At 50.3% G+C, this 14,385-nt stretch carries 16 protein-coding genes; 13 read left to right on the top strand and 3 right to left on the bottom strand.

Going from position 1 to position 14,385, the window contains the following annotated elements; genetic code table 11:
* The first annotated feature begins 414 nt into the window (after window positions 1-414).
* Window positions 415-1,293, top strand: a complete 879-nt coding sequence (locus F556_RS0100805) for a copper amine oxidase N-terminal domain-containing protein (protein WP_020614973.1) — start codon at window positions 415-417, stop codon at window positions 1,291-1,293.
* Window positions 1,294-1,713: 420 nt separating this feature from the next.
* Here F556_RS0100805 and F556_RS0100800 read toward each other — a convergent pair whose 3' ends face one another.
* Window positions 1,714-2,592, bottom strand: coding sequence for a LysR family transcriptional regulator (locus F556_RS0100800; protein ID WP_020614972.1), 879 nt, complete (start codon window positions 2,590-2,592; stop codon window positions 1,714-1,716).
* A 180-nt stretch (window positions 2,593-2,772) separates the two neighbouring features.
* Here F556_RS0100800 and zwf point away from each other — a divergent pair, with 180 nt between their 5' ends.
* The 3 genes from zwf (at window position 2,773) to F556_RS39200 (ending at window position 5,327) form a co-directional block, all read left to right on the top strand.
* Window positions 2,773-4,293: a glucose-6-phosphate dehydrogenase gene (gene zwf / locus F556_RS0100795; protein WP_020614971.1), complete on the top strand. Its 1,521-nt coding sequence runs from the start codon at window positions 2,773-2,775 to the stop codon at window positions 4,291-4,293.
* Window positions 4,294-4,345: 52 nt separating this feature from the next.
* The gene (gene fsa / locus F556_RS0100790) at window positions 4,346-5,014 is read left to right on the top strand and encodes a fructose-6-phosphate aldolase (protein ID WP_020614970.1); all 669 of its coding nucleotides are present in this window, start codon (window positions 4,346-4,348) and stop codon (window positions 5,012-5,014) included.
* A 145-nt stretch (window positions 5,015-5,159) separates the two neighbouring features.
* Window positions 5,160-5,327 carry a hypothetical protein gene (locus F556_RS39200; RefSeq protein ID WP_020614969.1) on the top strand — a complete coding sequence of 56 codons (168 nt, stop codon included), beginning with the start codon at window positions 5,160-5,162 and terminating at the stop codon, window positions 5,325-5,327.
* A gap of 124 nt (window positions 5,328-5,451) precedes the next feature.
* On the opposite strand, the gene F556_RS37540 is transcribed toward F556_RS39200, so the two are convergent.
* A complete protein-coding gene (locus F556_RS37540; protein ID WP_020614968.1) occupies window positions 5,452-5,622 on the bottom strand; it encodes a hypothetical protein in 171 nt (56 codons plus the stop codon).
* A gap of 270 nt (window positions 5,623-5,892) precedes the next feature.
* Between F556_RS37540 and F556_RS0100775 the strand changes: the two genes are divergently transcribed.
* The 9 genes from F556_RS0100775 (at window position 5,893) to F556_RS0100735 (ending at window position 13,967) form a co-directional block, all read left to right on the top strand.
* Complete coding sequence (locus F556_RS0100775) at window positions 5,893-6,519, top strand: TetR/AcrR family transcriptional regulator (RefSeq protein WP_020614967.1); 627 nt, start codon at window positions 5,893-5,895, stop codon at window positions 6,517-6,519.
* Window positions 6,519-7,256, top strand: coding sequence for a CPBP family intramembrane glutamic endopeptidase (locus F556_RS0100770; RefSeq protein WP_020614966.1), 738 nt, complete (start codon window positions 6,519-6,521; stop codon window positions 7,254-7,256). The genes F556_RS0100775 and F556_RS0100770 overlap by 1 nt, the downstream gene beginning before the upstream one ends.
* 33 nt (window positions 7,257-7,289) lie before the next feature.
* Window positions 7,290-7,652 (top strand): hypothetical protein, encoded by a 363-nt coding sequence (locus F556_RS0100765; RefSeq protein ID WP_020614965.1) that lies wholly within the window; start codon window positions 7,290-7,292, stop codon window positions 7,650-7,652.
* 138 nt (window positions 7,653-7,790) lie between these two features.
* Window positions 7,791-8,342, top strand: a complete 552-nt coding sequence (locus tag F556_RS0100760; RefSeq protein WP_020614964.1) for an NADPH-dependent FMN reductase — start codon at window positions 7,791-7,793, stop codon at window positions 8,340-8,342.
* 167 nt (window positions 8,343-8,509) lie between these two features.
* Window positions 8,510-9,217 carry a response regulator transcription factor gene (locus F556_RS0100755; RefSeq protein WP_020614963.1) on the top strand — a complete coding sequence of 236 codons (708 nt, stop codon included), beginning with the start codon at window positions 8,510-8,512 and terminating at the stop codon, window positions 9,215-9,217.
* Window positions 9,214-10,686 (top strand): ATP-binding protein, encoded by a 1,473-nt coding sequence (locus tag F556_RS0100750; RefSeq protein ID WP_020614962.1) that lies wholly within the window; start codon window positions 9,214-9,216, stop codon window positions 10,684-10,686. Before F556_RS0100755 ends, F556_RS0100750 begins: the two co-directional genes overlap by 4 nt.
* The gene (locus F556_RS0100745; protein WP_020614961.1) at window positions 10,680-11,759 is read left to right on the top strand and encodes a LolA family protein; all 1,080 of its coding nucleotides are present in this window, start codon (window positions 10,680-10,682) and stop codon (window positions 11,757-11,759) included. Before F556_RS0100750 ends, F556_RS0100745 begins: the two co-directional genes overlap by 7 nt.
* Window positions 11,760-11,884: 125 nt before the next feature.
* The gene (locus F556_RS0100740) at window positions 11,885-13,162 is read left to right on the top strand and encodes an ATP-binding protein (protein WP_020614960.1); all 1,278 of its coding nucleotides are present in this window, start codon (window positions 11,885-11,887) and stop codon (window positions 13,160-13,162) included.
* 52 nt (window positions 13,163-13,214) lie between these two features.
* Complete coding sequence (locus tag F556_RS0100735; protein WP_020614959.1) at window positions 13,215-13,967, top strand: EcsC family protein; 753 nt, start codon at window positions 13,215-13,217, stop codon at window positions 13,965-13,967.
* 84 nt (window positions 13,968-14,051) lie between these two features.
* On the opposite strand, the gene F556_RS0100730 is transcribed toward F556_RS0100735, so the two are convergent.
* Window positions 14,052-14,309: an excalibur calcium-binding domain-containing protein gene (locus F556_RS0100730; RefSeq protein ID WP_020614958.1), complete on the bottom strand. Its 258-nt coding sequence runs from the start codon at window positions 14,307-14,309 to the stop codon at window positions 14,052-14,054.
* Between the last annotated feature and the right edge of the window lie 76 nt (window positions 14,310-14,385).

The following is a 14,385-nucleotide window of genomic DNA, read 5'->3' as shown; positions in this document are numbered from 1 at the left end:
AGTCTGTGTGGTTGAGGTATACTGTGCCTGGATTGAGTGGATAGGTGATACTTATGGAGAGATGTGAGTAGCCACCTGCTACTAAGGTCAAAAGTACAGTTAAAACTAGCCATAGTGCTGATAATCCGCTTCGTAAGGACAAAAATGCGATTAATCTCGCATAAATCTCCAGATATTTCAATAAACAAGCGAATTAGTTGTACTTTTGACTTTATCATCGCTACACAGCTAGAATCGTGGACTATTAATTGTACTTTTGTCTTTAAGGGCGAGATGGCGAAGGTACGGCACTAGTCACAGCACGGGAGTTGAGAGCGCCAAACTTATCTGGTGGGAGAATGGACGGAGGACGCAACTTTTTTGATTGGAACACGTCAACATTAGTGTAAAATTATACTAGTTGAGGTGGCGACAATGAAAAAGAAGTTCAAGCAAGCAGCAGCAGCTGTGGTGTTGGGCAGTGTCCTGCTAACCTGGGCAAGCCCGGTCTTTGCGGGAACACCTGTCTATGTGAATAGCCAATATCGGGGCGAGGCTGTTCTGGAGAAGGGGCGTACCTTGGTTCAGCTTCGGTTGCTGGAAGGGCAGGGCTGGCTGACGCTGGACTATAATCAGGAGACGCGGACGGTACACGCCAAGAATAATGACACGCAAGCTGAAGTGCAGATCAAAGCTGGGGAGCGGACCGCGCTGGTGAATGGCGACCGGGTTCAACTGGATGTGCCGGCTGTCATGAAGGAAGGCCGCATTCTTGTGCCGCTTCGCTTTCTGAGCGAATCGATCGGCGTCAAGGTCGTCTATAATCCGGAGCATAAATACGTGGTTATTCGTTCAGCTCTGGGCGAAGAGAGATACAAGAAGATCATGAGCGGAGAGCTCACCGAGGCCCGAAATCTGGCGGCTACGGCCGGCAAGGTGAACCGTTCGAATATGAGACTTGTCCACGGTGAGGGTTACTGGTGGTCGAGCTACGTTTTCCCGGAAGGCGAAGCACTACGTTTTACTACTCATAATAAAGGCACGAACAATTATTACGAAATTAATGGGGACGGGCTTGCCGGATTGAAGTGGCAAGAGGACTTGATCGGAGAGCAGTCCTGGGGCGTGAAGCCGAATTTGCAGCCGTCCATTTACTTCATGGACCAATTCATGGCCAGCCTGTACAGCTACGGAAGAACCGATACCGACGGCAAGAGTACCGAAATAGGCTCATACTACTATAACCTAGGCAGTCATCCCGCCGCTGTCACCATCGAAGGGGAAGTGCGTATAGACGCGAGAGAGGTACGCTGACCAGCCATCCACCGCTAGCGCATCGACCAAGCAGCGCAAGGTCAGCTAGCAGGGATGGGCGGGGGCTGTGTGTGAACTGTAAGGCAAGAAAGTTTCGTTGGAACGCTGGTGAGGAGTGAGTTGGTTGCTGTAAGGCAAGAAACTTTCGTTGGAGCGCCTGATGTGGAGTAACTGGCTGCTGTAAGGCAAGAAAGTTTCATTGGAACGCCTGATGTGGAGTAATTGGTTGCTGTAAGGCAAGAAAGTTTCGTTGGAGCGCCTGGTGAGGAGTAATTGGTTGCTGTAAGGCAAGAAAGTTTCGTTGGAGGAGCCAAACCGGGGTGCTTCCAATACAGATGGGATAGAGCGTTACATATAGAGCCTGAGCCGGGGCTGTCCAGAAGTCGGATACGATGATCTCTGGACAGCTCTTTGTTGTGCTTACTGAACCAACTCAATAAACTTCCGAGCCGTAATAGATAATGGCATGTTGCGCATCGTCATGATGCCAACCTGGGAGATTGGAATGGGCACGTCCAGCCGGACTTCGAAGAGGGAGCCCTCTTCAAGCTCGCGGGAGACAAACTCGCGAGTAACGAAAGAAATCCCAAGCCCCCTGCGGGCGCATTCGATGAGCAGGTCGACGCTGCCGACCTCGATATCCGGCTTGAGATTGTAGCCATAGCTCTGCACCAGCTCGGAGATGGCGACACGCACCCGACTGTTGCGCGAGAACAGGATGATCGGATAATGCATCAGCATCTCCAACGACAAAACCTTGTCCTGCAGTTCCGAGTAACGAGCTCCTGCAACGAAGCAGTCCTGTAGCTGAAAGCTGCCTCTGACATCCAGCTGGGGATCAACAATCGGCATCCGAACGACGCCGAGATCAATGCGCCCTTCTTTGAGAAAGGCGATTGTCTCTGGGGTTGTCCCGTGATTCAGATGGAGCTTGATGCCGGGGTACCGGGCATGGAATTCTTCCAGATGCGGCAACAAATAATGCTTGAACAGCGAGTCACTGCCGCCAATGCGCAGCTCGCCGCTGTCGAGATTTTTGAGAGCAGCCATTTTCTCCTCGGCTAAGGTGATCAGGATCTGGGACTGTTCAATATAGGAATACAGCATCGCGCCTTCTTGCGTAAGCGACACTCCTTTGGCAGTACGAGTAAATAAGGGCAACCCGAAGCTGGACTCCAACTGCTTAATGGCATGGCTGACACTCGGCTGGGTCAGATAGAGCGCTTTTGCAGCTTGGGTCAAACTTCCTGTCTTGGCAGCCAAATAAAACACTTTATATAGCTCATAATTATTGGTCATAGATGGGGTCTATAGCTCCTGTAAAATATATTAATTACATGTATAGAAGATATTCATATTATAGTGTACTTACGATAAACAAACCAGAGCTTACGTCAAAGAATTGAATTTATGGCCAGGACACGTAATAGTTCGAACTGGACCCGTGAAGCGTGAGTTCTGCAGGAGAGGGAGAGAACCATGGAGCCGACAACCTTTGTTTTGTTCGGAGCGACAGGAGATTTGGCCAAGCGCAAGATTTATCCTGCTTTATATAATTTATTTCTCGACCGCAAGCTGCCGAGCGCATTCACCTTGGTTGGTCTTGGCCGGCGGGAAGTGCCGGATGATGTGTTTCGGGCCAATATCGAGAAGTCGCTTCGCGAGTTTTCAAGAAGACAAGGAACCGATGAAGCAGCATTGCAACAATTTTTGGCGTCGTTTCACTACCGGGTGCTGGAAGTAGGGCGTTCGGAAGATTACAGCAATCTGCTGCAGTTTGTAGAAGCCCGGGAAGCAGCACTGGGAGCTGTGCCTAACCGTTTGTTCTATTTGTCCGTCGGACCAGAATTCTTTGGCCCGATTGCCGAGAATATTAAAGCAAGCGGACTGGGGACTACGTCAGGCTGGAAACGACTGGTGATTGAGAAGCCTTTCGGTTACGATCTGCCGTCTGCACGAGCATTGAACGCCAAGCTGAGTCAGACCTTTGCTGAGAACGAGATTTACCGGATTGATCACTATCTTGGCAAGCCAATGGTGCAGAAACTCGAAGTGCTGCAGCAGAACAATCCAGTTCTGCACGCGCTGTGGACGAACCGCTATATTGCCAACGTTCAGATCACAGCCAGCGAGACGGTTGGCGTAGAAACCCGGGCTGCTTATTATGACCAATCCGGTGCCATCCGCGATATGTTCCAGAACCACATGCTGCAGCTCTTGATGATGCTGACCAGCCAACTGTCCAAAGGCAGCACTGCTGAGCAAGTTCGCTTCAAGAAGCGCAAAGTCATGGAGGCACTGGAGCCTCTACAGCGGCAAGATGTCGGCACTCAGGTTATACGGGGTCAATATGCAGCTGGCGAGCTGAAAGGACAGGCGGTTGTCGGATATACGGAGGAGCCGGGCATTGAGGCTTCTTCGAAGAACGATACCTTTGTCGCTGCCAAGCTGCAGATCGATGATTACTTCTGGCGTGGCGTGCCATTCTACATTCGCACCGGCAAGCGCATGCAGGAGAAGGCAACACGCATCGTCATCGAATTCAAGGAGCCGCTGCAGCAATCCTCGAAGTCTTCACAAGCTTCCAAGATTCCGAATTTGCTCATCTTCGACATCGGCCCTGAGGAAGGGATTACCCTGCAATTGAATGCTCGTGATCCGAAAGACAAGGAAGAGATGAAGCCGATTCAAATTCATTTCCATGAGCAGTCGGAGGATATGCCGGAAGCGTACGAGAGCCTGATTCGCGACGCGGTCGCCGGTGATCCAACCTTCTTTGCGCACTGGGATGAGGTTGAGTTGTCCTGGCAGTGGGTGCAACCGATTCTGGACGCTTTCAAAGCAGATGAAGTACCGCTTCACTCTTACCCGGCTGGTTCCACAGGTCCTGCGGCAGCGCATGAGTTGCTTGCCAGAGACGGTTTCCGGTGGTGGCTCGACGAGAGTGAAGAGCAATCGCAGCCTGCAACTGTGACTGCTGTAGCTGCCCAGATGGCCTAAAGGAATTTCGCTTCAAGATTGACAAATCATCTACTTATGGAGGTTGTTACTTGTGAAATTTTTTATCGATTCGGCTAACTTGGAAGACATTAAGAAAGCTTACAAAATCGGCGTGCTCTCCGGTGTGACGACCAACCCGTCCCTGGTGGCCAAGGAAGGCATCAAGTTCGAGGATCGGATCGAAGAGATCTTGAAGGAAGTGCCTGAGGTTGAGTCCGTGTCGGCTGAAGTGACGCCGGACGTAACAACAGCTGAAGAGATGATCGCGCAAGCGGATGAACTGATCAAGATCAACAACCACGACAACAACATCACGATCAAGCTCCCGATGACGCTGGCTGGTTTGGAAGCTTGCCGCTACCTAACCAAAAAAGGTGTCAAAACGAACGTTACTCTCATCTTTACTGTTAATCAGGCCCTGCTTGCTGCTCGTGCGGGTGCTACGTATGTATCGCCGTTCCTGGGCCGTTTGGATGACATCTCCGAAGATGGTGTATTGCTTGTCAATAAAGTCGCTGAGCTGTTCCGTGTGCACAATCTGGACACGCAGATCATTGCCGCTTCTGTTCGTCATCCGGACCATGTTACTCGTGTCGCCATGGCTGGCGCGCACATCGCAACTGTACCGTTTGCAGTCATCGAGCAGATCTCCAAGCATCCGCTGACGGATCAAGGGCTCGAGAAGTTTGCTGCAGATTGGAAGAAAGCCGTTCACGCGTAAGATTTTCGTCGTCTGTTACGTCGTCTGTTACTAAGTTTGCTTTGCAATGGCTGCAAGACCACTTTGGCGTTGGCACATAAGGTGCCGACGCTCTTTTTTTCTTGAGAAGGAGCCCGTTAGCTGGCATTCCGCAACGAAGAGTGTATTGAACCGCACCAAACCGGAGAATGTCACAGCCAACAAGAATAACTATGTCCAGCTGTGGATTGACGGAAAACGTGCGGATGCCGTGTACCAACCCATTTTACACAATGGCTTGACCTTTATGCCGATCCGAACCGTCACCGCTGCATTTGGTCTGGAGGTTAAGTGATGGGAGGAGAGCCGCAGTGTGAACATAGTCATACCCACAACCGCCCCATAGAGGTTTCTTGAAAAAATCGATCAGCCGCCGGTACCAGCTACTGCTGCATGTCGGCGGCTCACAGTTCATCCTATCAGGCAATGAATAAGTTTGGAAATTGCTGCACGATGCCTTTTGTCATTTCGTCGGCCATGCCGAGTGCCTGTTGTTCGATCGGATCAGCAAGCGCAATGTTTTCTTCATAATTTCCAGCCAGCCTTGCAGCTACTGCGGTTGCTAAGAGCTCCAGGTGCTCATATAACATAGCTTTCCAAAACTCTACGGACCAATAAGGGTTGATGGAGGTGAGGAATGCTGATTAAGCGCAACGACCGACAACGGCCAAGCAGAGGCCAGATCTGACCTCCAATAGACGGGAGGATAAGCCGGATAACCATAACTGTACATGCAAAAGCCACCTTTATCTTTTTTTACAATATATTGGCGGATGATGATTTTATGAGTTGCCAACCTTTTCCTTATCTGCTACACTAAAATAACTATCTAGTTAGTTACTTGTGAGGAGGTGTTTTTGATGAAACGAGACCCTGTTCATGCACAAAAGCAAATCACACTAGCTGCGGCTAAGCATTTTGCTGCACACGGTCTGGCGGGGGCAAGGGTAGATGATATTGCCAATGAGAGTGGTTTGAACAAACGTATGATCTATCACTACTATGGTGACAAGCATCGGTTATATGAGCACGTACTTGAGGATCAGATGAATCATATGTTCCATCAGATGAGCAACATCAACGGAGGTGATCCTGAGATGCAAGTGAGGGCGGCTGTGGGGGCTTATTTTGACTATTGCCTGGCTCATCCGGACTATATTGCTCTTATGCAGTGGGAGATGGTGAGCGGATGGAAGACGCTTCATCAGATTTATGATCGAATCGACAACAGTATTCAGTCCGTGATGGTCGGTTGGATCGAGGAGGGGATGGCGCGAGGCCAATTTCATCAGGAGACGGAGCCCCGTTTATTCGTATCACTGGCTATTATTCAGATTATCTGCCTATTCCCCATGCTGAGTCATCCCGACCTGGTGCGATTGAAACAGCCTCTTTCGTTTGGCTCAGACGATGTAGATCATCTAAAGCAACAAGTCACCAATCAAATATTAAGATCACTTGTATCAAGCGGGCAGGGGGCGGAATAGTGGATACCTTTATCGAGTATTGTTGGCGCATAACCCCTGGTATACTGTTGCTCACCGTTACTTATTTATTGCTCCCGCGCAAATCAATGACTTCCCGGATCTTCTTGCTGATTTTCGGATTTATTCTTGTCCGTGATGCGATGACCCCCATGGGATATTGGCGTTTCGGCACAACAGAACATATGCTATGGGTCCGTTTTGCTGAGGATGGTTGGCTTTTACTAACACTAGGATTAGTATCATTGCTGTTAACTGCATTCCTTGTGTACAAGAATATAGCCATGAGACAGTACATACTGTGGATCGGTCCGAACAAATGGCGTTCTCTATTTATGGGGCTGGCTGGGGCAGTCCTCGTGCTAGCGCCGTTTACCGTGTTGTACGGCATGACAGATCTGGCATTACGCGGGGGATCCGTGCCGACAGCTCTTTTGGCATCGCTACTGTTCATGGCATTAGCAGGCAATCTAATGGAGGAGGTCTTATTTCGAGGTTATTTGCAAGGGTACTATGAAACGCTGACAACCCCCTGGCGTGCTGCCTTGCTATCGGGACTCCTGTTTGCCGCAGGTCACATCTTCTTAGCTTCGACAGTAACGGATTTGGGATTTGCTGTGCTTCTGTTTACTTTATACGAAGGGCTGGTATGCGCCTGGGTTCGGATCAAGCATGGGGTGCTCGCGTCTACGCTTACGCACGGATTGGCGATTTTCTTCCTTGCTTCAGGATTGTTATAATGAACACACGTTAAGTACATAGGAGGCACAGACATGACAACAATTAAACGCAGCGGCATGTGCGGTAATTCACCCAAAAATCAGCTGGTGGAGGAGCTAGCCATCGCTCTCATTCTCGGTGATAAGGAAAAGTTAGAGCAATGGCTCACGGAGCAAGCCACCATCCAGTTAGTTGGCGATCACTCGTCCAATAACGGACAAGCTGGAGCAGCAGCGGTCGCAGGCGTTGAGCAGATTGCAATTGAGCATGCCATTTCCCATGGTAAAATTGGAGCTGCGAGTGGAACGTGGACGACCAGCGATGGCGGCACGGTTGCCTTCAGCGATCATTACGAGTTTGCTTCAGCAAAAGGAACGCAAGTCAGCTCTGTTGCCTGTTACCGCATTCCAGTCTAAGTATCACAGAGTATACTAAGGTCTATAAATGTGCCTACTTTTCATGTGAAGACGGGAACGTTATACTAACCATAGATTGGAAAAACCTATGGCTATGCACACCTATCATCAGAGTGGAATGAAAGGGAGGAGCATGAAATGACGGATCAAAAATTGAACATCGGTATCGTCCTGGGCAGTACACGCCAAGGCCGCGTCAGCCCACAAGTAGGAGAATGGGTGAAAGGCATTGCTGACCAACGCGGAGATGCTGCCTATGAGATTGTAGATATCGCAGAATATAAGCTGCCACTGTTAGGCGAAGGTACAGGCCAAGAGCCTGGCATTGCGGCCTGGAATGACAAAATTAACGGTTTGGATGGCTTCGTATTTATCGTTGCAGAGTACAATCACAGTATCACTGGTGCGCTCAAGAATGCACTGGATTATGTCCGTGAGCCTTGGAACAACAAAGCAGCCGGCATTGTCAGCTATGGAAGTACCGGTGGTGCGCGGGCGGCTGAGCATCTGCGCGGAATCATGGGCGAGCTTCTTATTGCCGATGTGAAGACGCATCCGACCTTATCGCTGTTTACCGATTTTGAGAATTTCACCGTATTCAAGCCTGCTGAGCTGCATCTGACGAATATCAATCTGATGCTGGACCAGGTCGTGGCATGGAGCGGCGCGCTAAAGCCACTTCGCAAGTAAATGAAACGCGTGTTTTTATAGGATTGTCTATAAGCTGGGCACCCTCTATGCAGGAGGGTGCCTTTTTTTGTTACTATGAGTATTTAGTACTTATAAAGTGTTTATTAAGTTTCGGCCAAGGCAGGCCATACCAACTAGAATAGAACGTGGGAGGAGCGATAAGGGATATGAGCGAGCGAGCACAATTGTTACTGGTGGAGGATGACCGAGAGATCGCCCGGATCGTATGTGATCATCTGCGCAAAGAGGGATACGGGGTGGCATGGGCTTCGACAGGTCGCGAAGGCTGGGAAGACTTCAAGCTGGCTGAGTATGATCTCGTTCTTATAGATCTCATGCTGCCCGAGATGGATGGCTTCACCTTGTGCAAGACGATCCGCAAGGCGTCGGACGTCCCGCTTGTCATTCTGAGTGCCAGGTCGGAGGATGCCAGCAAAATCAAAGGTCTTGAGCTCGGGGCTGACGATTATGTGACCAAGCCCTTCAGCCTGGATGAGCTTAGCGCCCGCATCGCTTCTCAGCTGCGGAGATACCGGCGGTACCGGCTGGATCCGCACACGCTTGAGCCAACTCACTATGCTCACGGCTTAAGCATCGATTATGCAACCAAGAGCGTCTCGCTAGCTGGGGATCTGCTGCAGCTGACCCCCAAGGAATGGGATCTGCTCAGTCTAATGGCCAAGCATCCATTCGAGGTATTCTCCAAAGCTGCACTCTATGAGCAGGTGTGGCAGCAAACGGATGAGTATGGCAGCGCCACGGTAACGGTTCATATCAAGAGTCTGAGGGCCAAGCTCAAGGATAGCACTCGTTCAGCAACCTACATTCAAACGGTGTGGGGAGAGGGCTACCGATTCATAGGAGAAATCCTATGAAAATCCGGCACTGGCTGATGATCAGTTACATCGTGGTGATGGTGCTTCCTCTGCTTGCGCTCTACCTGCTCTATAGCTTGTTGACTGCCTACGACAGAGAACAAGATCTCATGGAGTATATGGAGGCCATGCAGACGATTAATCCATTGGAATCGGTGTTAAATGATGCTTCCTTGTACACCCTTCAGTCTCAGGGTAACTATGACGCTGTCCGGGAGCTGAGTGACGACTCTACCTGGATTCGGTTGTATCGTTACGACGGCATTCTTCTGTTCTCCTCGCTAGAGGATTCTACGACGGTCCGATGGACCAGAGTCAATGTGAATCAACTGTATCGTCAAGTAAGCGAGCTGCAAAAAAATCTGACGACGTACACAATGAAGCAGCCCGTGGTGTCAGAGAATGGGCAGCTGGCGGGCTTCTATGAAATAACAATCCGCAGGGATGCATGGCTGCGCGGTGTACAGAATCATACGGTTGTCATCGGCAGTGCCCTGGGGGCCTTCCTTCTTCTGCTCTACGCAGGTGCCGTCTACCTGCTGCATCGCAAGCTAAACCGGCCGCTCTTGCGTTTGCAGAAGCAGATGAGCGCGTTTGCGGACGGGCGGAGGGTAGAGCCGATAACTCCTGCCAAGGATGAGATTGGTGCGCTGCAGCTCCATTTCGTAGACATGAAGGATAAAATTGAACGTTCCCAGTTGGCTATTGCAACGCAGCAGAAAGAAAAAGAAACGATGTTGGCTGCCCTTTCTCATGATCTGAAGACGCCGCTCACCGTCATTCGGGCGTATACCGAGGAGCTACTGGGAGATAAGGTGATCGCGGAGCAAGAGAAGAAAGAGTATCAGGCCATCCTGAATGACAAGCTTCACTATATGCAGCAGCTGATTGACGATCTATCGATGTATGCCTCACTGCAAGCTTCGAGTAACCGACTTCACCAGGTTGAGGTCGAAGGAGAGGAGCTGTTCGAGATGCTGCTCTCAGGGTACGATGAACCATCTGCCCAAAAAGGCGTTCGACTGGTCACCCTTCAGCAGATCACCGGCAGCTACGATGTGGATGTCAAGCAAATGATCCGCATCGCGGACAATCTTGTCAGCAATGCCATCCGGCATACGCCTGCTGGTGGCCAGATCCTGATGGCTGCTATCAGCAGCGGACAACCGCTCCCACCTGACGTGTGGACAGTCCTGCTTGAGGAACTGGAGGCATGGCGCGAGAACGATACCCTACTGCTCGTCCAGAACGATGGAGAGAGCATTCCTGAAGACCTACACGATGCCATATTCGAGCCTTTCATTCAAGGTGAAGCGTCCCGTACAGCTGGCGGAAGCTCGGGTCTTGGACTGAGTATAGCCAAATTACTTGTCGAGCTTCATGGCGGAGCCATCCGATTATGGTCAATAGAAAACTACGGTACGCTTATTGTGTGCCGGATCCCGGAAAGGAAGAGATTCTCATGTTAAAAATCAATCATTTGTTCATCGTCCCGTTGGCAGTTGCGACTTTACTTACGGGGTGCAGCAATAGCCTGACAGCCTCCTCCGAAGAAATCATCAGCCATGTCATGCAGTCGGAGGATCAAACGACAAGCTATCAGGGCAAGGGAGAGATGAAAGTCTATCTGAATGATGAATTAACCGAGCATTCGACCTTCGAAGAGTATGTAGAGTTTGGAGGACAACGCAAGATCGTAATGACCGATCATATGAATGACGATCAGGTCCACTACTCAGTTCGTGAAAGTGATCGGGTCCTGCTCTATGAAGAGGGAGCCGACACGGCGCAGTCGATTGATTTGGCCGGTATGGAGGAGGTTGGCAACCAGACCCAAAAAGAAATGCTGACGGGCATATTGGAGCGAATCAAGGATACTCATTCGTATGAGGTGGCTGGAGAAGAAGACATACTTGGTGGCAAGGCCTATCATTTGAAGGTAACAGCAGACAAAAACGATTCTTTATTCGGAGATATGGAATTCTGGGTTGACCAAGAAACGTGGTTCATCGTCAAAGCGATCTCTTCAACCGGAGATTTTCGCTCCGAGACAACCTACTCGGAACTGACCTTTAATCCCGACTTTAGTGATGATGTGTTTTCCCTTGATTTGCCGGAGGGCGTCGAAATTGTTGCCCTGGAAGATCAATTCCCGACCTATAGCGGAACCGTACAAGAAGCTGCTGAAGCATTGGGACAGCCATTCCTGATCTTCGATGCCGCGCAGGCGGAGCAAGAAGCGGAATGGTATGTCTTTGAAGGGGAGTTGTCCCGGACGGAAATTAACATCCCTTACTTGGAGGATGGGGTTCCGATGATGACGCTCACCGTGTTCGAGACGCCTGAGGGTGCTGAGCTGAACGGTAATATGACGGTTCGCGGAGTTGATGCTCAGTATATGGAGATGATTCGGCATATCAGCTGGGATGAAAATGGCTTGCGTTATGGCATTCTAATCGACCACCCAGATCTGACACCAGAGGATGCAATCGAAAAGGCAGAGCATATGATCATGACAGACGCGCTGGCTGCAACAGAATAACGTATTTTTCTTGGCCGCAACTCCAGAATCCGGGAGGCTGCGGCTTCTTTTATGGTTTGAGAGTATGGTAAAATTAAAATATAGTTTTTCGAGATGAATGATGGAACAGGGAGGGAGTGGGAGCGGTGGAAAAAGTACAAATCACCCCAAGAGGGATTAAACGGACACTGCAAAAGTTCGATAGCCAGCAAGCGATTGCCGAGTACATCTGGAATGGATTCGACGCCAATGCCAGCCGGGTGGAATTAACGATGGAACGCAACGAGCTTGGCGGGCTGGAACGGATTTCTATTCAGGACAATGGACATGGGATTCGCAGGCAGGGGCTGGAGCACAAGTTCAAAATTTTCTATGAATCCGAGAAGCAGATTGACCCGGGCAGTCGAGTAAGAATGAGTTCGACAATGCATGGCAAGAATGGGATTGGACGTTTGACCTTCCACAGCTTCGCTTCCCTAGCGACATGGAAAACGACGTACACAGACGGACTCACTCACAAAAGCTATACCATTCGCATTGCTTCCGAGACTATTGATACCTATGCCTTGACCGAACCGGTTGTCAGCGTTGAGACCTTGGGTACGGAGGTTGTCTTTGAACACCTGCACCGGGAACTGAACGTGAATCAATTAGAAGCATATCTCGCTCGCGAGTTTGGCTGGTTTCTGGAGCTGCACGCTGCCAGTGGCTTCGAACTTCTCCTGGACGGACAGCCGTTAAACTATGAGCAATTGATTGCTGAGCGGGCGCGCGTTGAATTGGAGCATGAGCCAACCCGAACGAAGTTTGCCGTGACGTTCATCCGATGGCGAGAGCGCATCAACAATGAATATTCACGCTTGTACTTTCTGGATTCGGCCCGTAACGAGCGACATAAGCAGCCGACCACCTTCAATAACAAGGGCGATGCTTTCCACCACAGCGTGTATATTCGGAGCCGGTTGTTTGATCATTTTGATTTCATGAGTCATGATCAGTATGGCCAGCAGGAGCTTTCCTTCGGTCTTAGTCGCAAGAGCGAGCCCTTTCAATTTTTGCTGGAGGGGATCAACCAATTGATTCATAGCAAGCGCAAGCCGTTTTTGAAAAGCTCATCTGAAGCGGTCATTGCAGATTTGGCAGCCTCCGAAGCTTTTCCGGCGTTGGATGAGGCTTCTGGAAGCAGTCAGCGCAAGGAGGAACTGGAACAAGTCATCAAGGAGCTGTACCGTATCGAGCCCCGGATGTTCACGCGCTTGAACCCTGAACAAAAACGTGCCTTTACCCACATGCTCGATCTGTTGCTGGAGTCAGCCAGCCGGGAACGTCTGCTCGCCGTACTCACAGGGATGATGGAGGTCAGTGGTCCCGAGCGGAAGGAGCTTGAAGCGCTGCTAGTCCGCGAAGCAGCGGGGATCGAATAACTTGTGATGTACGATGGACTGGAATTGACATCCATTGCGTTGGAGGTGCCAGGTGAGCACATATACAGTCTATGAGGAGCAGACCGCCAAGCGACTGCGCCTGTGGGAGCGGGATTTAACAAAACCAAAGGGAATGCTCGAGCGGGCCTCCAAATCGCTATCGACGAAAATCAACAGTTGGATCCCCGAGAAGGTCCACGGAGCCTTGACGGCGTCCGTCAAAGGTATCGTCAAGACGAGTTTGTTCACGGCGGAATATATTCCAAAGCAAGAGCCTCTGAAACGTCTGAGTCTGGCGGATCGCGACACGCAAGCTGAAGCGTTAATCTCCCGTTACAAGAAAATTGCGGCTGCAGAGGGCGCAGGTACCGGAGCTGGCGGCATCATGTTGGGCTTTGTGGACTTTCCTGTCCTCATTGGAATTAAGATCAAGTTTTTATTTGAGCTTGCTCATGTGTATGGGTATTCCACGAGAGATTATCGGGAGCGGCTGTTTGTCTTATATATCTTTCAACTGGCCTTCTCCAGTCCTGACAAGCAGCGTGAACTGCTCAATGTAATCAAGGATTGGCCAGCCAGACGGGCCGCGATGCCTCCCGGCGAAGCCAAAGCGGACGTGATTGACTGGCGGCAGCTACAGCAGGAGTATCGCGATACTATCGATTTTCGCAAGATGCTGCAAATGATTCCAGGGGTAGGCGCCGTTGTGGGCGCGTGGGCCAATTATGGCCTGTTGGAGGAGCTGGGGCAGACAGGGATGCAGGTATACCGAATGCGTTGGCTGCAGGATAAACAAGTTAATTAAGAGCGGCCAGTCGCAGCATACAAAAAAACAGCCTTCAATGCTCTGCGGCATTGAAGGCTGTTTAATTGATTAATAGCATGATAATTACTTTTCGCAAGCGATCCCGTCTTTGTCGCGGTCGCTTTTTTTGTTGGCATCATACAAAGCCTTTGAGACAAATGGCTTATATTTTGTTTTGCCGCCTACATTTTTCGTATCTGCTGATCTGGCGACGCCCCCGGGGTAATCTTTGTTCAGCTCTGTACAGTTTTTATAGGTTTTTACTTTTCCTGAGGCTACAGCAGAGCTTGCTCCTCCGCATACAAGTGAGACGGCTAGTATCACTGTCAACCATTTCTTCACTCTATAATCATCCTCTCTTGGTGTCGGAATTCCCCGATTCCGATTTTCATATTGTAACTCAAAATCCATGATATGG

It is taken from the genome of Paenibacillus daejeonensis DSM 15491, from assembly GCF_000378385.1.
In the GTDB taxonomy this organism is placed as follows: Bacteria; Bacillota; Bacilli; order Paenibacillales; family Paenibacillaceae; genus Paenibacillus_D; species Paenibacillus_D daejeonensis.
The sequence above is the reverse complement of the archived record's forward strand: the minus strand, read 5'-3'. Positions and strand labels throughout refer to the sequence as shown.

What these genes read in the sequence shown, in the direction of transcription:
- F556_RS0100805 (WP_020614973.1), top strand. Translation starts at nt 415, where the DNA reads ATGAAAAAGAAGTTCAAGCAAGCAGCAGCAGCTGTGGTGTTGGGCAGT.
- F556_RS0100800 (WP_020614972.1), bottom strand. Translation starts at nt 2,592, where the DNA reads ATGACCAATAATTATGAGCTATATAAAGTGTTTTATTTGGCTGCCAAG.
- zwf (WP_020614971.1), top strand. Translation starts at nt 2,773, where the DNA reads ATGGAGCCGACAACCTTTGTTTTGTTCGGAGCGACAGGAGATTTGGCC.
- F556_RS37540 (WP_020614968.1), bottom strand. Translation starts at nt 5,622, where the DNA reads ATGTTATATGAGCACCTGGAGCTCTTAGCAACCGCAGTAGCTGCAAGG.
- F556_RS0100775 (WP_020614967.1), top strand. Translation starts at nt 5,893, where the DNA reads ATGAAACGAGACCCTGTTCATGCACAAAAGCAAATCACACTAGCTGCG.
- F556_RS0100765 (WP_020614965.1), top strand. Translation starts at nt 7,290, where the DNA reads ATGACAACAATTAAACGCAGCGGCATGTGCGGTAATTCACCCAAAAAT.
- F556_RS0100760 (WP_020614964.1), top strand. Translation starts at nt 7,791, where the DNA reads ATGACGGATCAAAAATTGAACATCGGTATCGTCCTGGGCAGTACACGC.
- F556_RS0100755 (WP_020614963.1), top strand. Translation starts at nt 8,510, where the DNA reads ATGAGCGAGCGAGCACAATTGTTACTGGTGGAGGATGACCGAGAGATC.
- F556_RS0100750 (WP_020614962.1), top strand. Translation starts at nt 9,214, where the DNA reads ATGAAAATCCGGCACTGGCTGATGATCAGTTACATCGTGGTGATGGTG.
- F556_RS0100745 (WP_020614961.1), top strand. Translation starts at nt 10,680, where the DNA reads ATGTTAAAAATCAATCATTTGTTCATCGTCCCGTTGGCAGTTGCGACT.